Below are 23,433 nucleotides of genomic sequence, written 5' to 3'. Positions count from 1 at the left end.
AGGGGATAATGAAATACGAGGCCGCTATGCAACCGTCAGTCACCCGTCAAAACTTTGATCAATGGATTGTTCCTACCTACGCACCTGCCAGCTTTGTGCCGGTCAGGGCTGAAGGGTCGACCTTATGGGATCAGGAGGGCAAGTCGTATATCGACTTTGCCGGTGGCATTGCGGTTAATGCCCTGGGCCATGCCCACCCGGACCTGCAGCTGGCGCTGCAGCAGCAGGCCGCACTGCTGTGGCACACCGGCAACGGTTATACCAATGAGCCTATCCTGCGCCTGGCGAAGCAGCTGGTGGATGCCACCTTTGCCGACCGGGCGTTTTTCTGTAACTCCGGTGCGGAAGCCAACGAAGCAGCGCTGAAGCTGGCGCGTAAAGTGGCCCATGATAATGGTGCTGAAGATAAAAATGGCATCGTGGCGTTTAACAACGCGTTTCACGGACGCACGCTGTTCACCGTTTCTGCCGGTGGGCAGCCCGCCTACTCGAAAGATTTTGCGCCGCTGCCCGGTGGTATTCAGCACGCGGTGTATAACGACCTCGCCTCCGCTGCCGCGCTGATTAACGACTGCACCTGTGCGGTGATCGTTGAACCGATCCAGGGCGAAGGAGGTGTGGTTCCGGCGCAGCCGGCATTCCTGCGTGGCCTGCGTGAGCTGTGCGACCAGCACGGCGCGCTGCTGATTTTTGACGAAGTGCAGAGCGGGGTGGGCCGCACTGGTTCGCTGTATGCCTACATGCACTACGGGGTAACGCCGGACGTGCTGACCACCGCGAAAGCGCTGGGCGGCGGCTTCCCGATTGGTGCGATGCTGACCACCGAAACGCTGGCGGCGCACCTCAACGTTGGCAGCCACGGCACTACCTACGGCGGCAATCCGCTGGCAGGGGCGGTGGGTGGAAAAGTGATGGAGCTGATCAATCGCCCGGAAGTGATGGCGGGCGTGATGGAGCGTCATCAGTGGTTTGTCGACGGTCTCAACCAGATCAACCAGCGTTTGCAGCTGTTTAGCGAAATTCGCGGCCTCGGCCTGCTGATCGGCTGCGTGCTGAATCAGGATTTCCAGGGTAAAGCCAAACAGATCAATCAGGCAGCGGCCAGCGAAGGGCTGATGGTGCTGATTGCCGGGGCCAACGTGGTGCGCTTCGCGCCGTCGCTGATTATCACCCGCGAGGAAGTGACCGAAGGGCTGGCCCGCTTTGAACGTGCCTGCCGTACGCTCACTGAAGGAGCCGGCCTATGATGTTTATTCGTCCCGTTGAACGAGACGATCTGGCACAGCTGATGCACCTCGCCGGCAAAACCGGCGGGGGACTGACCTCACTGCCTGCCGACAGCGACACGCTGTCGGCGCGTATCGAACGTTCGATTTTGACCTGGCAGGGTGAACTGCCGCGTGCAGAACAGGGATACGTGTTTGTGCTGGCCGACAGTGAGAGTCAGAAGGCCGTCGGGATCTGCGCGATTGAAGTGGCGGTCGGTCTGCAGGACCCGTGGTACAACTTTCGCGTCGGCACCCAGGTGCACGCCTCGAAAGAGCTGAACGTGTATAACATGCTGCCGACGCTGTCGCTCAGCAACGACCATACCGGCAGCAGCGAGCTCTGTACGCTATTCCTTGATCCGGACTACCGCAATGGCAAAAACGGTTACCTGTTATCTAAATCGCGCTTTCTGTTTATGGCCGGTTTTCGCCAGCACTTTATGCAGAAGGTGGTCGCGGAGATGCGCGGCTGGATCGATGACGAGGGACGTTCGCCGTTCTGGGACAGCGTGGGCAGCCGCTTCTTCTCCATGTCCTTCGCCGATGCCGACTATCTGTGCGGCACCGGGCAGAAGGCGTTTATCGCCGAACTGATGCCGAAGCATCCGCTGTATATCGACTACCTGACGCCAGACGCGCGCGAAGTGATCGGCAAGGTTCATCCGCAAACGGCTCCGGCGCGCGCCGTGCTGGAAGCCGAGGGTTTCCAGTTCCAGAACTACATTGACATTTTCGACGGCGGCCCGACGCTGGAGTGCGACATTGATCGCGTACGGGCGATTCGTAAAAGCCACCCTATGACGGCGCGCATCGACCCGCAGCAGGACGAAAACCTGCCGCTGTGCCTGGTGTCGAATGAAAACTATCAGCAGTTCCGCGCGATCCTGCTGCCTGCCAATGCAGAGGCAGAGAGCATCAGTATTACGCCAGAACAGGCAGAGATTTTGCTGTGCCAGCCGGGCGATAAGCTGCGGGTGGTGACACTTTTTCGTGAGGAGAAAAAAGCATGACGCACTGTATTAACGGCCAGTGGCTGATCGGCGGCGGCGACAACATCACAAAAACCGATCCGGTACACGGCGAGCTGCTGTGGCAGGGTAAAGCCGCCAGCGCCGGGCAGGTGACTGACGCCTGTGCCGCGGCCCGGGCTGCCTTTCCAGCCTGGGCGCGACGCCCGTTCTCCGAGCGTCAGGCAATTGCTGAGAAATTTGCCGTTCTGCTGGAAAAAAGCAAAGTGGAGCTGAGTGAGGCGATCTCGCGCGAAACCGGCAAGCCGCGCTGGGAAACCCAGACCGAAGTGCAGGCGATGATCAATAAAGTGGCGATCTCCGTGCGCGCCTATCATCAGCGCACCGGCGAGCAGAGTGGTGCTGACAGCTCGCTGCGCCACCGTCCGCACGGCGTGATGGCGGTATTCGGCCCGTACAACTTTCCCGGACATCTGCCGAATGGGCATATCGTGCCAGCGCTGCTGGCGGGCAACTGCGTGGTGTTCAAACCGAGCGAGCTGACACCGCTGACGGCGGAGATCACCGTGCGGCTGTGGCTGAGTGCCGGGCTGCCGGGTGGCGTGCTGAATATGGTACAGGGCGGGCGCGAAACCGGCCAGGCGCTGTCGCAGGAGCCGCAGATGGACGGCGTGCTGTTTACCGGCAGTGCGGCAACCGGCTATCAGCTGCACCGTCAGCTGGCGGGGCAGCCTGCTAAAATGCTGGCGCTGGAGATGGGCGGCAACAATCCGCTGATCGTCGAAGATCCTGATGATATCGACGGCGCGGTGCATATCGCCATTCAGTCGGCGTTTATCAGCGCCGGGCAGCGCTGCACCTGTGCGCGCCGTCTGCTGGTGAAGCGCGGCGCGGCGGGGGATGCCTTCCTGCAACGCCTGGTTGAAGTGGCGGCAAAAATTCGCAGCGGAAGCTGGAATGCCGAGCCGCAGCCCTTTATGGGCAGCGTGATCTCGCTGCAGGCCGCTGAGAAGATCTACAGCGAATGGCAGGCACGCATCGATAGCGGCGGCAAAGTGCTGCTGGCGATGCAGTGGCCGCAGCGCGACAGCGCGATCCTGACGCCGGGCATTATTGACGTGACCGATGTTGCCAACCTGCCGGATGAAGAGGTGTTCGGGCCGCTGCTGACGGTGATCCGCTACGACGATTTCGACCGGGCGATACGCATTGCCAATAACACCCGCTACGGCCTGGCCTGCGGGCTGATCTCCCCACAGCGTGAGAAGTTTGAGCGCCTGCTGATTGAAGCGCGTGCCGGGATCGTGAACTGGAATAAACCGCTGACCGGGGCAGCCAGTACCGCGCCATTCGGCGGCATCGGTGCTTCCGGTAACCACCGCGCCAGCGCCTGGTATGCTGCAGACTACTGCGCCTGGCCGATGGCCTCGCTGGAGTCCAGCGATCTGTCGCTGCCTGCCAGTCTGTCACCGGGCCTCGATTTTAGCGATGCAGGAGGTGCCCGATGAGCGCACGTGAAGTTAACTTCGACGGCCTGCCGGGGCTGACCCACCACTATGCCGGGCTGTCGTTTGGTAATGAAGCCTCAACCCGCAACCAGCACCAGCAGTCCAACCCGAAGCTGGCGGCGTTGCAGGGCTTGATGAAGATGAAAGCGCTGGCGGATATGGGCTTTGCCCAGGGCGTGATCCCGCCGCACCAGCGCCCGAATATTGAAGCGCTGCGCCAGATTGGCTTTAGCGGCAGCGATGACCAGGTGCTGGCGCAGGCGGCAAAACAGGCACCGCAGCTGCTTTCTGCCGCCAGTTCGGCGTCGGCAATGTGGGTCGCCAATGCCGCGACCGTATCCCCTTCGGCGGACAGCGCCGACGGTCGCGTGCATCTCACCGTGGCCAATCTGAACAATAAGTTTCACCGCGCGATAGAAGCCCCCACCACGGCGGCGCTGCTGCGCGCTATTTTCCGCGACCGTGACCACTTCAGCGTGCACGACGCGCTGCCGCAGGTGGCGATGTTTGGTGATGAGGGCGCGGCCAACCACAACCGCTTTGGCAACGGCTACGGCGAGCCGGGCGTGCAGCTGTTTGTCTATGGGCGCGCAGAACGCCGTGGCGAGGTGGCTCCCGTGCGTTACCCGGCACGGCAGACGCTGGAGGCCAGTGAAGCCGTGGCGCGGCTGCATCAGCTTGATCCGGCCCGCACGGTATTCGCTCAGCAGAATCCGGCGGTGATCGACCAGGGGGTGTTCCACAATGACGTGATTGCCGTCAGCAACCAGCAGGCGCTGTTTTGCCATCAGCAGGCCTTTGTTCATCAGCCGCAGCTGCTGGCGGAGCTGGGGGCGAAAGTGCCGGGCTTCAGCGCCATCGAAGTTCCGGATAGCCGGGTGAGCGTGGCCGATGCGGTGTCAACCTATCTGTTCAACAGCCAGCTGCTGAGCAAGCCAGACGGCAAAATGCTGCTGGTTCTGCCGGAAGAGGCGCGCCGCCATGCGGGCGTCTGGGCGTATCTCAGCGAGCTGGTCACCCGCGGCGGCTTGATTGACGAACTGAAAGTATTCGACCTGCGCGAAAGTATGTGCAACGGCGGCGGCCCGGCCTGTCTGCGCCTGCGCGTAGTGCTGAATGAGCAGCAGCAGGCGGCGGTCAATCCGGCGGTGATGATGAACGACCAGCTGTTCGCCACGCTCAACGGCTGGGTAGAGCGCCACTACCGCGACCGGCTGTCGCAGGCTGACCTGGCCGACCCGCAATTGCTGCGTGAAGGACGTGAAGCTCTCGATGAGCTGACGAAGCTGCTAAACTTAGGCAATGTTTACCGTTTTCAGCAGTAACGCGATGATCGCAGGGCCGGAGATCAGCTCCGGCCTGTCATGGCTGAACGGCGATTGATTCTAAGGAGTATCAATGCAGGACTTCCTCACCACCACGCTAAACGGGCAAACCCCCTCCGCGCCTGAGGGGCGTAATGAGCATCTCATCTGGCGCTGGATCGATGAGGGGATCGTTGAACTGACCCCGACCCAACCGGCGACCATGGCGCTGGTGGTCTCTGCCGGGATCCACGGCAACGAGACGGCCCCGGTAGAAATTGTTGAGCCGCTGCTGGACTCTCTGCTGCGCGGCGAGCGGCCGCTGCAGACGCGGCTGCTGGTGATTTATGGCAACCCGGCAGCGCTGAGGCGTAATAAGCGCTATCTGCACGGCGATATGAACCGCATGTTTGGCGGCCGCTGGCAGCAGTATGAAGACTGTCCGGAAGCGCGCCGCGCCTGGCGGCTGGAGCAGGCGATGGAGAACTTCTGGCAGGCCGGCGAGTACGAAGAGGTGCGCTGGCATATTGATATGCACACCGCGATCCGCGGCTCATGGCATACGCGCTTTGGCGTGCTGCCGCTGCGCGACACGCCGTGGCCGGAAGATTTTATGGCGTGGCTGGGCGTTGCCGGGCTGGAGGCGCTGGTGTTCCACCGCGCACCGGGTGGCACATTTACCCACTATAGCAGCCAGCATTTTCAGGCTGCCAGCTGTACGCTGGAACTGGGTAAAGCACTGCCGTTTGGGCAGAACGATCTCAGCCAGTTCAGCGCGGCCCGGCAGGCGCTGATCGCGCTGATTTGCGGGGGGGAACCGCCTGCCGTCGCTGAGGCGCCGCGCCGCTATCGGGTCTCTCAGCAGATCACCCGTTTGTCGGATAGCTTTGTGCTGCATATGAACGACGACACGCTGAACTTCACCGTTTTCCCGCAGGGCACGCTGCTGGCAGAAGATGGCGAGAAGCGTTATTTTGTCCAGCAGGCGCGGGAGTACGTGCTGTTCCCTAATCCCAACGTCGCGGTCGGCCTGCGTGCCGGGCTGATGCTGGTCGAAGATAATGCGCATAATGAGGCGCTCGGCTCCACGCCGTAACCTGAAAATGAGCCGCCCCGTGGCGGCTCAGTCATGCAGTAGCCAGGCCGTTAATGCGTTAACTTTTCCTTCCGCTATCCTGCCGCACAGATTACACTCCTCCATAATTTCTGCATAAACCTGTGCAAATTCATATTCTTTTGCAATTCCTCACCATAATCTTCGCATTCTCTTCATGATTGGCGTCAAATTGTCTTTTATGCTTTCAGGGCTTTACTGACGCTCTGACTACTTGACGTTCAGCGCCGTAAACTTGCTTCCGACATCACGACAATCGCGTCGTCATTGAACTGAAAAGTAAGGACTATATTATGCGTAAATTAACCTCTGTTTTTGTTGCCGCTTCACTGGCTCTGGGTGCTGCAAATATCGTTCATGCAGCCGCTGATACTCTGACGCCACCGCCGGCGGGCGCCGACAAGCCGATGATGCATAAGCCACCGCGTCACGGTGGAATGCACGAGATGTTTAAAGGACTGAATCTGACGGACGCGCAGAAACAACAGATGCGCACCATCATGAAAGAGTCCCATAAAGAGATGAAGCGCCCGTCGCTGGAAGAGCGCCGTGCGGTACATAACATTATTGCCTCCGACAGCTTCGACAAGGCGAAGGCAGAAGCGCAGGCTGAACAGATGTCTGCCAACGGCAAAGCGCGGGCAATGTCGATGCTGGAGACGCAAAACAAGCTGTATAACGTGCTGACCCCTGAACAGAAAAAACAGTTTAATCAGAACTTTGAGAAACGTCTGACTGAAAAGCCGCAGCATGAAGGTAAAATGGCGCCTGCAGAAGATTAAATCCGCTAGTTTCGAAGTGGGGAGGGATGCCTTCCCCCTTCGACCCGAGCAGGCTGCACAAATCTGAGACCGCCGACGTTGCCCACACCGCCTGAATGGCCGTGGTCACCGTCGGCGGTTTTGTTTTGTTCAGGCGCCGGGCAGAGGGATGATCGGCAGGCTGCCTTTCAGCAGCGGCTTGCAGAGGATCTTATAACCGTCGCTGTCAAAACCGGGCGGGGTGGTGCACAGGGCGGCGGCATCCGCCAGATCGCTGACTGAACCGAGGTAGAGCCAGTTATTGATCACATGTATCTGCTGCTGGCTGACGCCTTTTTCCACCACGGCGACGGCACCCGGCCATGGCCAGCACTGCAGGCGCACGGCGTCCAGCGCCGCCAGCAGGCGCTGCTGGTGCGCCTCCAGTGACTCTTCCCCACAGCAGGCTCCGGCGCAGCGTTTCAGGCTGTAGCGGAAGCAGGCGCGACCTTTAGTCAGCGTTTCCAGCCCCAGCAGGCCGTAGCAGAGCCGCTGCTCGTCGGCAATTTTTTGCAGGGTGTCCAGCGCGGCGCGGCGGCTGGCATACAGGCCGAACAGATCCGGGGTGTGCGAGAAGTCGACCTCTTTGGCATACACCACCTGCGGGCGCCCGGCGCGGATCTGCAGCGCGCACAGCTGGCGGTTTTTGCGCAGGCGTTTATTGAACAGCGGCTGCTGCAGTTTGATCATCTGGGCTTCCAGCAGCAGCGCGCCCAGCTCACCGGCGGTAGGGATAAAACTGATGCGCGTGGCCTGGCGCAGCATGCGTGCTTCATCCGGCGTGCGCAGATGCGACAGCACCCGGCTGCGGATATTGACGCTTTTACCGATATACAGCGGCAGGGTTTCGCTTTCACCATGAAAAATATAGACGCCGGGCAGGGAGGGCAGGGACTCGAGCCACGGACGCAGCTGTTCCGGATATTGGTAGATCGCGGCGGGTTCAAACTCAAGGCGATGACTGGCTATTCTTCTGACCACTAAAAACTCCGGCATACTGTGTATGCGCACAGTATAGCAGGAGTTTTCGCGTAAGGAATAACCGGTGAAAAGGGCCGAAGGGGTTAACGTTTCCAGAAATCGTCAAACACCGTAATCGGCGGGCGGCGTTTGTGTTCGGTTTTCAGATACCAGTTCTCAATGGTTTTCGCTGCCGCCGGGTCGATGGTTTGCCCTTCCAGATAGCGGTCGATCATCTCATAGGTCACGCCCAGCGCCACTTCATCCTGCAGGCCCGGACGATCGTCTTCAAGGTCGGCGGTGGGGTGCTTCAGATAGAGGTGCTCCGGGCAGCCCAGCGCTTTCAGCAGCTGCTTACCCTGACCTTTATGCAGGCGGAAGATCGGGTTGATATCGGTGCCGCCATCGCCGTATTTGGTAAAGAACCCGGTGACGGCTTCCGCCGCGTGGTCGGTGCCGACCACCACCCCGGAAGTCATACCGGCAATGTTGTACTGGGTTTTCATGCGCTCGCGCGCTTTATCGTTGCCGCGAATAAAATCGGAAAGCGTAATTCCGGCATCGCGCAGCGCCTGCTCGCTGGCCTGCACCGCAGCCTTGATGTTCACCGTCAGCACGCGATCCGGCTGAATAAACGCAATGGCGTCCTGGCAGTCCTGCTCATCGGCCTGTACGCCGTGCGGCAGGCGCACCGCGATAAACTGGTAGCTGCTGTCGCCAGTTTCAGCGCGCAGTTCGTTAATGGCGATCTGGCACAGTTTACCCGTCAGGGTAGAGTCCTGACCGCCGCTGATGCCCAGCACCAACGACTTCAGGAACGGATACGTTTTCAGATAGGATTTAAGAAATTCAACGCTGGTGCGAATTTCTGCCTGAGCATCAATAGTGGGCTTGACGCCCAGCGCCGCGATAATGTCCTGTTGCAGAGCCATTTACCTCTCCTCATTTTCAGCGCCGACTGGCGGCGACCGTGTGCAATTTATCTGTTTAAGCTAACGTGCCCGGCGCGAAACCACAACAATCAATACGTTACTCTCTGCACCGGGTCTGATTGGGTCAGGCTGTTTTCGCTTTCTGTGCCAGCAGATTGAACATCAGAATCGCCAGCATATAACAGCCAAAGATGGTGGCGCTCATGGTCAGTACCGAGGTGCCACCGATACCGGTAACCGGGACGCTAATGCCGCCCAGGGTAAACATGGTGACGCCAATCACGGCCGAAGCGCTGCCTGCACGGTGCCCCTGGCTCTGCATCGCCAGCGAGGCCGCGGTGACGGAGATCACGCCGTTGCTGGCCACGCTAAAGAACAGCGCCACCAGTACCAGCGGCAGGCTCGCGCTGCTTAGCCCCGCCACCAGCAGGCTGCCGGAAGAGATAAACGCCAGCACCAGCCCGCCTTTCAGCACGCGATACTCACCCCACAGCGGGCTGAGGCGTGCACTAACCTGTGATGCAATAATCAGGCCGACCCCATTGGCGGCGAAGCAGAAGCTGAATGCCTGAGGGGAAAGCTGGTAGATCTGCTGCAGGACGAACGGCGATGCGCCGATATAGGCGAACATGCCCGACATCATAAAGCCCTGCGTCAGGCAGAAGCCCATAAACGGGCGATGAGTGACCACCTGGCCGAGAGCCGCCCAGGAAGAGAACAGACTGCCCTGGCTGCGCCGCTCAGCGGGCAGGGTCTCGTGCAGCTTGAGGCGTGCCAGCACAAACAGCAGCACGGCAATCGCCGCCAGCACCATAAACAGCCCGCGCCAGTCGAGGAACGCCATCAGCGCGCCGCCCAGCACTGGCGCAGCAATCGGCGCCAGGCCGTTGACCAGCATCAGTAGCGCAAAGAATTTGGTCAGCTCGTGGCCGCTGTACATATCGCGGGCAATGGCGCGCGACAGCACCGCACCGCCAGCCCCGGACAGCCCCTCAAATAGCCGCGCCAGCAGCAGCTGATGGATATCCTGCGCCAGCGCACAGCCGATGGAGGCCACCAGCAGCAGCACCAGCGACAGCAGCAGCGGGCGAATACGGCCATATTTATCGCTTAGCGGGCCGAAAAACAGCTGGCCTAAGCCAAGGCCGAGCAGCCCGGCGGTCAGGCTCAGCTGTGCCGTTGCGGTCGGCGTGTGCAGGTCTTTAGCCAGTTCCGGCAGCGCGGGCAGGTAGAGATCGATGCAAAGCGGGCCAAGAGCCGCCAGCAGGCCGAGCGTGATGGCATAGCCAAGACGTTTGGGATGAGCAGGTGTCATGATTCCTCTGATCTGAAAAGAAGGTCGTTAATTTGCTGATAAAGGGTATAGAGACGTTCTGCTGACGCTTTCTGCGGCGTGATGCGGCGGTAAGAGGTGCCTTCCACCATGACGGCGAGGATCTCGACCGAGGCGCGAACCCGCTCAGGGCTGAACTCAGGATGTTCATCCGCCACTTTGCGACAGGCCTGGGTGAACATACGCTGGTCGGCATCGGCCATCATCTTTGCCACTCCGGGGTTTCGCGTGGCTTCGGCGGCAACCTCGATCATCAGGGCTTCATCCTCTTCATTGCGTACCCTGCGCCACGCCAGCAGCTCGGGCAGGTAGATGTTGCCGCTGGTGGATATCATCTCCTGCAGGCGGTAGTCGATTATGCGGCGGATGATCTCTTCAATAATCGCGTCTTTATTGGTGAAGTAGCGATAGATTTGCCCCACGCTGAGCTGCGCTTCCAGCGCCAGCTGCGCCATGCTGGCGCCATGAAAACCATGCTGGCGAAAACAGCGGCGGGCAGCAGTGATAATCTCGTCCTGGCGCAGACGGTGGCGCGCATCGCGTGCTTCTGCTTGTGTGCTCATCGGCTCTCCGCTTGGGGGTGAGTGACCCATAACAATCTGTAAGCTACAGCAATAACAGGAATGCGAATGTTCATTCTCAATGGCTGCATTATAGGCGTGGAGCAGAGAGATCGATAATAATTTGACGCCATAAAGTTGATAAATCTGCATTTATATTCCAGGCTTAAGCTTACATGGATAATAAATGAGGAAGAATAAATGCGTAAGTTGACGGGATTGATTGGTGCTGCTGTTGCCCTGGCCGTGTTGTCTGGCTGTACTGCCTACGACCGGGCTGAAAGTTATGTCACCAAACCAGTAGTGCAGGACGTGAAAAAAGGGATGACCCGCCAGCAGGTGCGTGACATCGCCGGCCCACCTTCTACCGAAATTACCATGGTCCACGCTCGCGGCACCTGCCAGACGTATGTGCTGGGCGAACGTGACGGTAAACAGCAGACTTACTTTGTCAGCTATAGCGACACCGGCCGTGTGATGAACTACGGCTTCCAGAGCTGCAAAGATTACGATACCGACCCGCAGGCTACCACCAAGTAACTGTTGGTTACGTAAAAAAAACGGTCACCGCGGTGACCGTTTTTTTTTGTCATTTTTAGCAAGTTACAGACCCGGCGGCCGTGGAACTTCCAGATATTCACCGTTGATGCTGCGGCGGTAGTAATGGCCGTCCTGCACGTAAAATCGCTCACCGTTGTAATCCAGCGCGCGCATGTCGTCGTAACTGTCGCGGTAATGTTCCACCGGGCGGTCAACCACCACATAGGTGTTATCGTTCTGGCGCTGGTAGTAGTTGCCGTTAAGCACATAGTAAGTCAGGCCGCCAATCAGCACCGCAGCGGCAGCACCGGGAAGAAACGATAAGCGCCCGGGTCCGTGGCCGCCGTGCCAGCCGCCGTCGCCATGATGCCAGCCCGGACCGGGGCCGGGACCCCAGCCGCCGGGATGGGCCGATGCCAGCGCCGGGGTAAGCAGCGATAAGGCGAAAAGTGTGGTTATCACCTTTTTCATAAGCATTCTCCTGGTTCATACCGGGTTCAGCATCTTCCTTACCCGGGATAAATACAAGCGCCAACCCCTCGCCATTTGCCGCTGCTTACAGCGCTTAACGTTTCCTTTACCTGACCGCCACGATTGCCCTCAGATTGTGATGAGCAGGGCGCTTACGCCGGGACGCTGAGCGCTTTCTGGCTGCGTGACCAGATACGGTGAGCACCCAGCGCGGCCAGGAATTCGCTCATCAACACCCCCTCAGTTTTGCTGTCGCAGATGATGCCCTCTTCTTCATCATCGTCAGCCAGCCCGAACTGTGCCTTAAAGCGCCGTGCGTTGCCGCTCAGCCCAATCACTTTCAGGTGTTTGTAGGCTTCCAGCAGGAAATAACAGGCATCGCCGCGCAGCAGCAGGGCATCGATGTTGCCATCGGGCACCAGCACCGCGTCAAACGTCAGCGAAGGCAGGCCGCTGAAGGTAGCATCCACGGTCAGCGTCGAACCGTCATCCGCGTGAACCTCGCCCATGTGCGCCGCCAGCAATTTGGCATGCACCCCGTGATTTTTCAGCTCCTGCAGCGCAGCCAGCGTATCGGCCGCGTTGAAACCATTGCTGAGCAGCAGCGCCACCTTGCGGCCTTTAATGGTGCCGCTTGGCACCGCATACAGGCTGAGGCTGGCATCTTTTTTCAGGCCATTGACGTCCTTAGGGGGGGCCGTCTGCAACTGCTGTTCGGAAAGGGTCAGGCCAAGGTTCTCCGCCACGCTGTTCGCCAGCGAAATATCGATATGCACCAGCTGGTCCACCACGCGCTCGCGAATGTAGGCGCGGCCGACTTTGCTTAGCTCGAAGGAGAAAGCATCGACGATATGCTGCTGTTCCACCGGCGTCTGACTCTGCCAGAACAGGCGCGGCTGCGAGTAGTGCTCCTCAAAAGAGGGGCTGCGCTCGCGCACTTTATGGCCTTCAATACGCTCCTGATAGCTCTCAAAACCGCCGCGCTGTGGCGCGGGTGGCGTTTCACGCGGCCAGTTGTCGTTGATCGAGTTGGGTTCGTAGTTGGCCGGGTTAGTATCGATCTCCATACGGTGCATGCCCTGGCGCTGGAAGTTGTGGTACGGGCAGACCGGGCGGTTAATCGGAATTTCATGGAAGTTAGGGCCGCCAAGACGGCTGATCTGGGTATCGGTGTAGGAGAACAGGCGCCCCTGCAGCAGCGGGTCGTTGCTGAAATCCATTCCCGGTACGATATGACCCGGGTGGAAGGCCACCTGCTCGGTTTCGGCAAAGAAGTTATCCGGGTTGCGGTTGAGCACCATTTTGCCAATCAGCTGCACCGGCACCAGCTCTTCAGGGATAAGCTTGGTGGCATCCAGTAGGTCAAAATCGAAGTTGAATTCGTCAGCCTCGGGAATAAGCTGCACGCCAAGCTCATATTCCGGGAAGTCTCCCGCTTCGATCGCTTCCCACAGGTCGCGGCGGTGGAAGTCGGGGTCGCGGCCGGTCAGCTTTTGTGACTCGTCCCACAGCAGCGAGGCTTTACCCGCCACTGGCTTCCAGTGGAAGCGCACAAACGTCCCTTTCCCTTCGGCGTTGATAAAGCGGAAGGTGTGAATGCCAAAACCTTCCATGGTGCGGTAGCTGCGCGGAATGCCGCGATCGGACATCGCCCAGATGACGTTGTGCAGGGTTTCTGGCTGCAGGGAAACATAATCCCAGAAGGTGTCGTGGGCGCTTTGCCCCTGCGGCATCTCATTGTTCGGCTCTGGTTTTACCGCGTGGACAAAATCAGGGAACTTATGGGCATCCTGGATAAAGAACACCGGGGTATTGTTGCCCACCAGGTCGAAAACGCCTTCCTCCGTATAGAACTTGGTGGCCCAGCCGCGGATGTCACGCACGGTATCGGCGGAACCCGCGCCGCCCTGCACCGTGGAGAAGCGCACAAATACTGGCGTGACGCTTTCCGGAGAGCGCAGAAAGTCCGCTTTGGTAACCTCGCTCATGTCGCGATAGGTCTGAAAGTAGCCGTGCGCCGCAGAGCCGCGCGCATGGACAATACGCTCCGGGATGCGCTCGTGGTCAAAGTGGGTGATCTTCTCACGCATGATGAAGTCTTCCAGCAACGTCGGTCCGCGCGTTCCGGCACGCAGTGAGTTCTGGTCATCGGCGATGCGAGTACCCTGATTGGTGGTCAGTGGTTGTTCCATTCCATTTTTGCGAAAGGGTTCCAGCGCAGCCACTTTGGCGTTGTCAGGGGCGGTAGTGGGCTTCTGCTGCTGCGGTTTGTGTTCTTTCGGCATGACTCATGTACTCCAGTTGCTGTCATTTTAGGGCAACAGTAACTATAGAACAGTGAGGGATATACGCCCGATAAATGCAGGGGTATGACGAAATGAGGCGGGCCGGGGGGATCCGGCCCGCGGGAGGGTTAGCGATGTGCCAGTTCGGCTTCGCTGTCTGACTCGGTGTTCATTACCGCTTTATCGGTCTGCTTCAGCCACTGGCTGGTCAGCGTACCGGCGGTCATGGAACCGTTGACGTTGAGCGCGGTGCGGCCCATATCAATCAGCGGCTCGATGGAGATCAGCAGGGCAACCAGGGTGACCGGCAGGCCCATGGCAGGCAGCACAATCAGCGCCGCGAAGGTTGCACCACCACCAACGCCGGCAACGCCCGCAGAGCTGAGGGTCACGATGCCGATCAGCGTAGCAATCCACATGGGGTCAAACGGGTTGATGCCCACGGTTGGCGCCACCATTACCGCCAGCATGGTCGGATAGAGACCGGCACAGCCGTTCTGGCCAATGGTGGCACCAAAGGATGCCGCAAAGCTGGCAATCGACTCTGGAATACCCAGACGACGGGTTTGCGCTTCCACGCTCAGCGGGATAGTCGCGGCGCTGGAGCGGCTGGTGAAGGCGAAGGTGATAACCGGCCACACTTTACGGAAGAAGCGCAGGGGGTTCACACCGTTGACCGACAGCAGCAGGGCATGCACGGCAAACATAATCGCCAGGCCGAGGTAAGAGGCCAGCACGAAGCTGCCAAGCTTGATGATGTCGCTCAGGTTAGAGGTTGCCACCACTTTGGTCATCAGGGCCAGCACGCCGTACGGCGTCAGCTTCATGATCAGGCGCACCAGCTTCATGACCCAGGACTGCAGCGTATCGATGGCTTTGAGTACGCGCTGGCCCTTTTCGGCATCATCCTTCAGCAGCTGCAGAGCCGCCACGCCAAGGAAGGCGGCGAAGATCACTACGCTGATGATCGAAGTCGGGTTAGCACCGGTCAGGTCGGCAAACGGGTTTTTCGGGACGAAGGAGAGCAGCAGCTGCGGCGCGCTGAGATCGGCGACCTTGCCAACATAGCTGCTCTGAATGGCCGCAAGGCGTGCGCTTTCCTGTGCGCCCTGCACCAGTCCACTGGCGTTGAGGCCGAACAGCCAGGTAACGAATACGCCAACGGCGGCGGCAATGGCGGTGGTGAACAGCAGCACGCCAATGGTCAGCACGCTGATTTTGCCCAGCGATGAGGCGTTATGCAGACGGGCTACGGCGCTGAGAATCGATGCGAACACCAGCGGCATTACAATCATCTGCAGCAGCTGAACGTAACCGCCGCCGACCAGGTTAAACCAGCTGACAGACTCTTTAATTACCGGGCTGTTTTCGCCGTAAATGGTGTGCAGCGCGAGGCCAAACAGTACGCCGACCACCAGGCCGAACAGCACTTTCTTCGACAGGCTCCAGCCGGTGCGGCCGGTTTTTGCTACCAGCAGCAGCAGCGCCACGAACGCTACCAGGTTAATAATTAGCGGAAAATTCATTTCCCATTTCTCCCAAAAATAGTCGGCAAAAGTGCCATAACTGACCTCAGTTAATTTCTGACGCGCAGTAACCAGCACAAGGGCGAAATGGTAGCAGCTAGTGATGGTGCAGGCTTATATCCAAAAGGAATGATTTATAACTTTTGTTGCGTTATCGGTCGATTAATGTCCGTTTTGCGGGTTTATCACCCGGCTAAAGCCATTTTGTACCGAATTGACCACCTGGCTGGTCCAGCCGGTCGCACCAAAGGGTGGCATACCCGGCGGAAACCAGATGGCATAACCGACCAGCGCGAGGCACAGCGCACGCTCCAGCTGGTTGCCTTTCTGGCTTCTCAGCAGCGGCAGGCGGAAGCGCCAGCGGCACGGCCATAGCAGAGGGACCCCGGCGGGCGTCAGCATGTCGGCCACAATGTGGCTGAGGTAACCCAGCACCATGCCCTGGAAAGCATCGGCAGGGATCAGCCAGCCAGCGGGCAGCTTTAGCTGCAGCAGCGCGACACCGCCCGCCACCGCCAGCAGGCTGTGGGTGAATCCGCGATGACCAAAGGCGCGCGCAATAGGGTGCGACAGCCACTTCAGGCGCTGACCGAGAAAAGATTTTGGATGGTCAATATCCGGCAGCAGGCAGGTGAGCAGGGTAGCCGGAATAATATGCCACCAGTCTGCGCTGGCCAGCACCGGCGTCAGTTCCGCTCGTTTGGCGAAAATGGCGCTGGCAATGGCAAATATGAGGTGGCCTTCGGCCGTCATGGGAACACCTGGTGCATAACTGTCAATGCATCCAGTATAGGGAATATATACAGTAGAATAAATATGTGACGCTGTAACGAAAGATAAATATTTTCACATCAGTGAAATGTTGAGCGGGTCGCACAGAAACTGACCCGCCTTTGGGTTAGCGCGCCAGCCAGCCCCCGTCGACGGCCAGCGTATAGCCATTAACGTAGTCCGCCGCGCTGGAGGCGAGAAACACCACCGGCCCCATCATATCGCGGCTCTCGCCCCAGCGACCGCTCGGAATGCGCTTGAGGATCTGCTGACTGCGCTCTTCATCATCACGCAGCTGTTCAGTGTTGTTGGTCGCCATATAGCCCGGGGCGATGGCATTAACGTTGATCCCGTACTGTGCCCATTCGTTGGCCATCAGGCGAGTCAGCCCCATTACCGCGCTTTTCGAGGCGGTATACGAAGGTACGCGAATGCCGCCCTGGTAAGAGAGCATTGAGGCGATATTAATGATTTTGCCGCCATGCCCCTGCTTAACGAACTGGCGCGCCACCGCCTGCGCAAGAAAGAACAGCGTTTTGCTGTTGACGTTCATGACGTCATCCCAGTCCTGCTCACTGAAATTCAGCGCCTCTGCGCGGCGAATAATCCCGGCATTGTTGACCAGGATATCGAGCCGCGGGCAGGCTGCCAGCGCCTGCTCCATCACCTTTGGCACGCAGTGGCTGTCCGACAGGTCGGCGGTGATGCTGATAAAGCGGCGCCCGAGCGCGCTCACCTGCTTTGCCGTTTCGCAGGCAGCGGAGCGGTTGACGCCAATGATGTCACATCCGGCCTGCGCCAGACCGACGGCCATACCCTGACCCAGCCCGGTGTTGCATCCGGTGATCAGCGCGACTTTCCCTTCGAGGTTAAAAGCATTGAGGATCATAGCGGCTTCCTGATTAACGAGGTTAGCAGGGAGCATAGGCGCAGGCGGGCGGTAATTCAATAAAAATGAAACGTTGTTTTATTTTTATTGAGAGGTGCTGCACAGGCAGCACCTTGTCAGGTTTAACGACCGTGCAGATGAGCGGGGGTAAGCTGCTGCAGGCTGCTGAGCTTGACCTCCGCCAGCGCCCAGCGTGCATCTTCGGCGTGGCTGGCGTCAGGCACCACGATAGAGCGCATACGTGCGGCTTTAGTGGCGATCATGCCGTTAAAGGAGTCTTCCAGCGTAACGCAGTTCAGTGGGTCGACGCCAAGCCGGGCGGCGGCATCAAGGTAAACCTGCGGGTGCGGTTTGCTGTAGGGCAGAGATTCCGCCGAGGCCAGCACTTCAAAATAGTCGCGCAGGTTGAACATCTCCAGCACGCGCTCCAGCATAAACAGCGGAGAAGCGGAGGCCAGGCCGATCTTCAGCCCCTCGGCCTGGCACAGCTTTAACGCATGCTCAACGCCCGGCAGCAGCGGACGGCTCTCCTCGACCAGGCTCAGCGCCCGGGCAATCACTCGCTGCGTCACTTCCGCCTGGGAAGGGCCGCTCCACGGCAGGGTTTCGTACCACATGCGCACCACCTGATCGATACGCAGGCCGAGCGCATCGGGCAGCTCTTTACGGCGGCTGAGGTCAACATCAAGGGTATTGAAGATGTCCAGCTCGGCCTGGTGCCATAGCGGTTCTGAATCAATCAGCAGGCCATCCATATCAAAGATGGCGGCGTGTACGGGGCGTTGATAAGACATTCTGCGGCTCCATTTGACAGTTTGCATCACCTTAGCATGAAGGCGTTGCTGAAAAAATTAACATCGCAGCGGCGTTAAGCGGAGAACCTGCTGCGCTGACCGCATTTTACAGGCGCTTTTTGCCGACTCAATGTAGACTGACACGCAGACATCGTATGGACAGGAGAAGGCATGACTTATCAACAGGCTGGCAGAGTGGCGGTGATCAAGCGGGTCGCGGGCTGGGTTATCTTTATTCCCGCGCTGATCTCAACGCTGATTTCCCTGCTGGGTTTTCTGGAAAAAAGCCGGGAAAAGCGCGAGGGCATTAATGCGGTGATGCAGGATTTCGCCCATGTGATGATTGAGATGATCCGTTTTAACACCGGTTTTCTTTCCAGCTTCTGGAATAACTCACCGGTACCGGATTTTAATCACGGCAGCAACGTGCTGTTCTGGGTTATCTACGTGCTGATTTTTGTCGGCCTTGCTTTGCAGGCTTCCGGCGCGCGCATGTGGCGCCAGTCGCGCTTTCTGCGTGAAGGGATTGAGGATCAGCTGATTCTGGAAAACGCGCGCGGTACTGAAGGGCACACGCGTGCGCAGCTGGAAGAGAGGATTGTGGTGCCGCGCCACACTATTTTCCTGCAAATATTCCCGCTGTACGTCCTGCCGATTATCATCGCCGTAGCGGGTTACTTCGTGCTGAAGCTGGCCGGGTTTATCTACTGAGGATCGCGGGCGGGGGAAGGTGCCCCGCCCGGGCTTATCTCAGGCCGGACGCGCGTGCTGTTTAGCCAAATCGTCCACATCTAACAGGGTGCCTACCGCACGCTGTGCCTCTCCAAGCCAGCTGCCGCCGAAGACATTGGCGCGGTTCAGCAGATAGTAGAGCTGATAAATCGGCTGACGCTGTGAGAAGCCGCAAGGTAGCGGCCACACCGACTGATAACCCTCGAAGATCTGCCCCGGCAGCTGACTGAACCACGGTAGCATGGCCAAGTCACACTCACGATCGCCCCAGTAGCAGGCTGGATCAAATAGCCAGGGACCACTGTCACTCCCCGCGCAGTTCGCCGGCCACAGATCGCCGTGCAGTAGCGACGGCTGCGGGTGATGGGCGTCGAGGGCCGTCTGCGCGCAGTGCACAATCAGCTCGATATCCCCATACTGAATACCTTTTTCAGCGGCGAGCTGCAGCTGCCAGCCGATGCGCTGTTCAGCAAAGAACACCGACCAGCGTTTCAGCCAGCTGTTGGGCTGAGGAGAGGTGGTAATATTATTGTCGAAGTCCAGCCCAAACTGCGGCTGTTCACTCCACTGGTGAAGATGGGCCAGCTGTACGCCAAGCTGGAAAGCAGAATCGGCATTTAGCGGCGTTGGCTTGATGTATTCCAGCAGCAGAAAGCTGGTATCGCGGTCGCTGCCAACGCCGTACACTTCCGGCACGCGCACCGTGTGGGTACGCGCCAGCAGCTGGAGCTGATCCGCTTCCCAGCTGAAGAGATCGAGCATCTCGCGCTGGTTACATTTGACAAACACCTGGTGCTCACCGTATTGCAGCAGCCAGGCTGAATGAACCTCACCGCCCGGCAACTCACTGCGTCCGTTAATTTCTGCCGGACCCAGTTGCTCACTCAACAGACGACCGATGGCTGACCACATAGGACACTCCTCTTTTTCGCTGTGATTCGACGATGATAACGCTTAAAGAATAACCAAAATACCCATTGGCGCACGGCATTGCATCATATTTACAGAAAGTTAGCTTTTAAGCTGCTGCTGAAACTCCTCCCAGCGCTGAACGTCCACCTCCGGTGTATCACCGAGCACCAGTTCTCCCGCGCTGCGCGCCTGCTGCGCGATCTCTTCCGGCGCCATCGCGCTGGTAATGCCGAAGCTATTGGTGCCTAACTCGTGTGGTTGGCCCTGGCTGTCGTTGAGCGTGGTGCTGAACCCGGCACTGAGCAGGGCGCTGTTCAACTCCAGCAGGTCAGAGAGCCCTTTTTCCTGGTAGCGAAAGGTGACAACAAACTGTTCAACGGATTGGCTATTCATGGTTTACCTCAATGTAATAAATGGCCCCTCAATCGTAGTTCACTGCCGCTGTCAGCGCGCTGAATTCATGCGCGGGCGGTAGCAAAGCCGAGGGCGGATCTCTTTTCTGCGCGTTTTGCGTTAAGAAGACGTAAAGCCGCTGGCGGCGCAGCGGAAGGGCGTAGGCTGGAATTAATATTTACTTACATATACCGGCTGCAGGGCGATAAAATCGCGCCTGGCTAAAGATAAATCTTATTTACAGCCAGGTGTTTTTTCATCACTAACCCATTATAATGCGCGCCGTTAATGGGAATATTCCTATTCGAAGGGGAGTTTGGGCCTGATGCTGTGGAAAAAGAGCGGATTAACAATTTCTTACGATTATTACCGTAAATTGCGTTGATCGTCCCTCAAAACGCTTCAGACTCCCTCTTTTTAAAACTGTCGTACGGGTCACATTTAAATGAAAGCGCTTAACAAGCTGTCTGTAGTTCTTCTGCTCTCCGGGGGAGCACTGTGTCAACAAGCCCTGGCGGATAACAACGTCTTCACGGTTATGGATGACCCTTCTACAGCGAAGAAAGATTTTGAAGGTAACGCGGCTGCGGGTTACATGGCACAGTCCGGTAACACCACCAGTTCTTCCGCAACGGCGAATACCAACATGACGTGGTATACCCCAAGTTTTGCTTACAGCCTGTGGGGCAACGCCAGCAACACCTCTTCTAACGATGAGCGTTCATCAGAGACCTATCAGGTCGGTGGCCGTACGCGTTATAACATCAACAGCGCTGACTACCTGTTCGGCCAGGCGAGCTGGTTAAGTGACCGCTTCAACGGTTACGACGGTCGTTCTATTCTTGCTGCCGGTTATGGTCGCCAGCTGCTGAACGGTCCGGTGCACTCGCTGCGTGTGGAAGCCGGTCCGGGTGTGCGTTACGACGACTACCATGAAGGTGGTCATGAAACTCAGGCTCTGGCCTACGGCGCACTGAGCTATCAGTGGCAGCTGACGGACACCACCAAGTTTGTTCAGGGTGTTTCCGTACTGGGTAGCGATGATACTACCGTCAACTCCGAAACCGGTCTGCAGGTGGCGATCAACGAACACTTCGCCCTGAAGATGGCTTACAACGTGACCTGGAACCAGAATCCACCGGAGTCAGCGCCCGATCATACCGATACCAAAACCACCATCACGCTCTCTTACGCGATGTAATTGCTTTCCGGGCTGCCTGCGGGCGGCCCGTCATCCCTGCCTTATTCTGTCAGCCTCTCCCTGCACGGTTTCTCTCTGATCCTAAAGATGTTATTATGCTTGCCTTGCTGTGTATTGCGCAGCTATCAAGGGCGGCGGCAATCCGACAATGTGGGTCAGATAGCCTGCCAGCCCGGAACTCTCAAACTATGTTTGCATGTAATCTTACGTGTGGGTTACCACTGCAATTAAGGATGTTTCATGCCTGTAATTACTCTTCCTGATGGAAGCCAGCGCTCTTTTGACCACGCCGTCAGCGTGATGGATATTGCCCTCGACATCGGTCCTGGCCTGGCGAAAGCCTGTATTGCCGGCCGTGTGAATGGCGAACTGGTGGATGCGGTTGATCCGATCACCGAAGATGCCAACGTGGCGATCATCACCGCTAAAGACGAAGCCGGTCTGGAAATTATTCGTCACTCCTGTGCGCACCTGTTGGGGCACGCGATTAAACAGCTGTGGCCGGATACCAAAATGGCTATCGGCCCGGTTATCGACAACGGTTTCTACTACGACGTTGACCTTGACCGCACGCTGACCCAGGAAGATATCGACCTGCTGGAAAAGCGCATGCACCAGCTGGCAGAGACCAATTACGACGTTGTTAAGCAGAAAGTGAGCTGGCAGGAAGCGCGTGACGCTTTTGCTGCGCGCGACGAAACTTACAAAATGACCATCCTTGATGAAAATATCAGCCGTGACGACCGTCCTGGCCTGTATCATCACGAAGAGTATGTCGACATGTGCCGTGGTCCGCACGTGCCGAATATGCGTTTCTGCCACCACTTTAAGCTGCAGAAAATTTCTGGCGCTTACTGGCGTGGCGACAGCAACAATAAAATGTTGCAGCGTATTTACGGCACCGCCTGGGCCGACAAAAAGCAGCTGGCTGCCTATTTGCTGCGTCTGGAAGAAGCGGCGAAGCGCGACCACCGTAAAATCGGTAAGCAGCTCGACCTGTATCATATGCAGGAAGAGGCGCCTGGCATGGTGTTCTGGCACAACGACGGCTGGACTATCTTCCGCGAGCTGGAAGTGTTTGTCCGCACCAAGCTGAAAGAGTATGACTACCAGGAAGTGAAAGGTCCGTTCATGATGGACCGCGTGCTGTGGGAAAAAACCGGCCACTGGGAAAACTACAAAGAGGCGATGTTTACCACCTCTTCAGAAAACCGTGAATACTGCATTAAGCCGATGAACTGCCCAGGCCACGTGCAGATTTTCAATCAGGGTCTAAAATCATACCGTGATTTACCCCTGCGCATGGCGGAGTTCGGTAGCTGTCACCGTAATGAGCCGTCGGGTGCACTGCACGGCCTGATGCGCGTACGCGGCTTTACTCAGGATGATGCCCATATCTTCTGTACTGAAGAGCAGGTGCGCGACGAGGTCAACAGCTGCATTAAGATGGTGTACGACATGTACAGCACCTTCGGCTTTGAAAAGATCGTGGTGAAACTCTCTACGCGTCCAGAGAAGCGTATCGGCACCGACGACCTGTGGGACCGCTCAGAAGCGGACCTGGCAGCCGCGCTGAAAGAGAACAATATTCCGTTCGAATATCAGCCGGGCGAGGGCGCTTTCTACGGTCCTAAAATTGAATTTACCCTGCATGATTGTCTCGACCGTGCATGGCAGTGTGGTACTGTGCAGCTGGACTTCTCGCTGCCGGGCCGCCTGAGCGCCTCGTATGTGGGTGAAAGTAATGAACGTCAGGTTCCGGTGATGATTCACCGCGCAATCCTGGGGTCCATGGAGCGCTTTATCGGGATTTTAACCGAAGAATATGCCGGTTTCTTCCCGACCTGGCTTGCTCCACTACAAGTTGTGGTGATGAATATCACCGATGGCCAGTCCGAATATGTTGCAGAATTGACCCGAAAATTGCAGAATGCGGGCATTCGTGCAAAAGCGGACTTGAGAAACGAGAAGATTGGCTTTAAAATCCGCGAGCATACTTTACGTCGTGTCCCTTACATGTTGGTCTGTGGTGATAAAGAGGTGGAAGCTGGCAAAGTGGCCGTTCGCACCCGCCGCGGTAAAGACCTGGGAAGCATGGACGTAAACGAAGTGATCGCGAAGCTGCAGGATGAAATCCGCAGTCGCAATCTTCATCAATTGGAGGAATAAAGT

Annotated in this window: 21 protein-coding genes and 1 pseudogene; 10 read left to right on the top strand and 12 right to left on the bottom strand. The window is 58.0% G+C overall.

Going from position 1 to position 23,433, the window contains the following annotated elements; genetic code table 11:
• The first annotated feature begins 26 nt into the window (after window positions 1–26).
• From ID864_RS18220 to spy, 6 genes are all read left to right on the top strand, one after another.
• Window positions 27–1,247: an aspartate aminotransferase family protein gene (locus ID864_RS18220; protein WP_191150157.1), complete on the top strand. Its 1,221-nt coding sequence runs from the start codon at window positions 27–29 to the stop codon at window positions 1,245–1,247.
• Window positions 1,244–2,278 (top strand): arginine N-succinyltransferase, encoded by a 1,035-nt coding sequence (gene astA, locus ID864_RS18215; RefSeq protein ID WP_191150040.1) that lies wholly within the window; start codon window positions 1,244–1,246, stop codon window positions 2,276–2,278. The genes ID864_RS18220 and astA overlap by 4 nt, the downstream gene beginning before the upstream one ends.
• The gene (gene astD / locus ID864_RS18210) at window positions 2,275–3,744 is read left to right on the top strand and encodes a succinylglutamate-semialdehyde dehydrogenase (RefSeq protein ID WP_191150039.1); all 1,470 of its coding nucleotides are present in this window, start codon (window positions 2,275–2,277) and stop codon (window positions 3,742–3,744) included. Before astA ends, astD begins: the two co-directional genes overlap by 4 nt.
• The gene (astB, locus tag ID864_RS18205; protein WP_191150038.1) at window positions 3,741–5,069 is read left to right on the top strand and encodes an N-succinylarginine dihydrolase; all 1,329 of its coding nucleotides are present in this window, start codon (window positions 3,741–3,743) and stop codon (window positions 5,067–5,069) included. The genes astD and astB overlap by 4 nt, the downstream gene beginning before the upstream one ends.
• A gap of 73 nt (window positions 5,070–5,142) precedes the next feature.
• Window positions 5,143–6,144: a succinylglutamate desuccinylase gene (astE, locus tag ID864_RS18200; RefSeq protein WP_048916228.1), complete on the top strand. Its 1,002-nt coding sequence runs from the start codon at window positions 5,143–5,145 to the stop codon at window positions 6,142–6,144.
• Window positions 6,145–6,455: 311 nt separating this feature from the next.
• Window positions 6,456–6,944 (top strand): ATP-independent periplasmic protein-refolding chaperone Spy, encoded by a 489-nt coding sequence (gene spy, locus ID864_RS18195; RefSeq protein ID WP_048916227.1) that lies wholly within the window; start codon window positions 6,456–6,458, stop codon window positions 6,942–6,944.
• Window positions 6,945–7,073: 129 nt separating this feature from the next.
• Here the strand turns inward: spy and cho are convergent, their stop codons facing one another.
• From cho to ID864_RS18175, 4 genes are all read right to left on the bottom strand, one after another.
• Window positions 7,074–7,943, bottom strand: a complete 870-nt coding sequence (cho, locus tag ID864_RS18190) for an excinuclease Cho (RefSeq protein WP_048916226.1) — start codon at window positions 7,941–7,943, stop codon at window positions 7,074–7,076.
• An 83-nt stretch (window positions 7,944–8,026) separates the two neighbouring features.
• Window positions 8,027–8,854: an ammonia-dependent NAD(+) synthetase gene (gene nadE, locus ID864_RS18185; protein WP_048916225.1), complete on the bottom strand. Its 828-nt coding sequence runs from the start codon at window positions 8,852–8,854 to the stop codon at window positions 8,027–8,029.
• 124 nt (window positions 8,855–8,978) lie between these two features.
• Window positions 8,979–10,169, bottom strand: a complete 1,191-nt coding sequence (locus ID864_RS18180; protein ID WP_191150037.1) for a multidrug effflux MFS transporter — start codon at window positions 10,167–10,169, stop codon at window positions 8,979–8,981.
• Window positions 10,166–10,750 (bottom strand): TetR/AcrR family transcriptional regulator, encoded by a 585-nt coding sequence (locus ID864_RS18175; protein ID WP_191150036.1) that lies wholly within the window; start codon window positions 10,748–10,750, stop codon window positions 10,166–10,168. Before ID864_RS18175 ends, ID864_RS18180 begins: the two co-directional genes overlap by 4 nt.
• Before the next feature lie 198 nt (window positions 10,751–10,948).
• Here ID864_RS18175 and osmE point away from each other — a divergent pair, with 198 nt between their 5' ends.
• Window positions 10,949–11,287, top strand: a complete 339-nt coding sequence (osmE, locus tag ID864_RS18170; protein WP_048916222.1) for an osmotically-inducible lipoprotein OsmE — start codon at window positions 10,949–10,951, stop codon at window positions 11,285–11,287.
• Window positions 11,288–11,350: 63 nt separating this feature from the next.
• Here osmE and ID864_RS18165 read toward each other — a convergent pair whose 3' ends face one another.
• The 6 genes and pseudogenes from ID864_RS18165 to hxpB form a co-directional block, all read right to left on the bottom strand.
• A complete protein-coding gene (locus ID864_RS18165; RefSeq protein ID WP_048916221.1) occupies window positions 11,351–11,758 on the bottom strand; it encodes a DUF6515 family protein in 408 nt (135 codons plus the stop codon).
• A gap of 152 nt (window positions 11,759–11,910) precedes the next feature.
• Window positions 11,911–14,001 (bottom strand): annotated as a pseudogene (katE, locus tag ID864_RS18160) (catalase HPII); the annotation flags it as partial.
• A gap of 170 nt (window positions 14,002–14,171) precedes the next feature.
• Complete coding sequence (locus ID864_RS18155) at window positions 14,172–15,569, bottom strand: L-cystine transporter (protein WP_099754372.1); 1,398 nt, start codon at window positions 15,567–15,569, stop codon at window positions 14,172–14,174.
• A 162-nt stretch (window positions 15,570–15,731) separates the two neighbouring features.
• Window positions 15,732–16,322 (bottom strand): metal-dependent hydrolase, encoded by a 591-nt coding sequence (locus ID864_RS18150; protein ID WP_048916218.1) that lies wholly within the window; start codon window positions 16,320–16,322, stop codon window positions 15,732–15,734.
• Between the two features lie 145 nt (window positions 16,323–16,467).
• Complete coding sequence (kduD, locus tag ID864_RS18145; protein WP_099754373.1) at window positions 16,468–17,229, bottom strand: 2-dehydro-3-deoxy-D-gluconate 5-dehydrogenase KduD; 762 nt, start codon at window positions 17,227–17,229, stop codon at window positions 16,468–16,470.
• A gap of 122 nt (window positions 17,230–17,351) precedes the next feature.
• Entirely contained in the window at window positions 17,352–18,023 is a 672-nt protein-coding gene (hxpB, locus tag ID864_RS18140; RefSeq protein ID WP_048916215.1) for a hexitol phosphatase HxpB, read from the bottom strand.
• A gap of 171 nt (window positions 18,024–18,194) precedes the next feature.
• Here hxpB and ID864_RS18135 point away from each other — a divergent pair, with 171 nt between their 5' ends.
• Window positions 18,195–18,734 carry a YniB family protein gene (locus ID864_RS18135; protein WP_048916214.1) on the top strand — a complete coding sequence of 180 codons (540 nt, stop codon included), beginning with the start codon at window positions 18,195–18,197 and terminating at the stop codon, window positions 18,732–18,734.
• A gap of 39 nt (window positions 18,735–18,773) precedes the next feature.
• Here the strand turns inward: ID864_RS18135 and ID864_RS18130 are convergent, their stop codons facing one another.
• A complete protein-coding gene (locus tag ID864_RS18130) occupies window positions 18,774–19,667 on the bottom strand; it encodes a fructosamine kinase family protein (RefSeq protein ID WP_048916213.1) in 894 nt (297 codons plus the stop codon).
• A gap of 99 nt (window positions 19,668–19,766) precedes the next feature.
• Entirely contained in the window at window positions 19,767–20,060 is a 294-nt protein-coding gene (gene ghoS / locus ID864_RS18125; protein ID WP_191150035.1) for a type V toxin-antitoxin system endoribonuclease antitoxin GhoS, read from the bottom strand.
• A gap of 445 nt (window positions 20,061–20,505) precedes the next feature.
• On the opposite strand from ghoS, the gene ID864_RS18120 reads away from it, so the two are divergent.
• On the top strand, window positions 20,506–21,261 hold the full coding sequence (locus tag ID864_RS18120; protein WP_048916211.1) for a DUF481 domain-containing protein: 756 nt from the start codon (window positions 20,506–20,508) through the stop codon (window positions 21,259–21,261).
• A 240-nt stretch (window positions 21,262–21,501) separates the two neighbouring features.
• Window positions 21,502–23,430, top strand: coding sequence for a threonine--tRNA ligase (thrS, locus tag ID864_RS18115; protein WP_048916199.1), 1,929 nt, complete (start codon window positions 21,502–21,504; stop codon window positions 23,428–23,430).
• The last annotated feature ends 3 nt before the right edge of the window (window positions 23,431–23,433 follow it).

The sequence above is a fragment of the Erwinia aphidicola genome, assembly GCF_014773485.1.
GTDB lineage: Bacteria > Pseudomonadota > Gammaproteobacteria > Enterobacterales > Enterobacteriaceae > Erwinia > Erwinia aphidicola.
The sequence above is the reverse complement of the archived record's forward strand: the minus strand, read 5'-3'. Positions and strand labels throughout refer to the sequence as shown.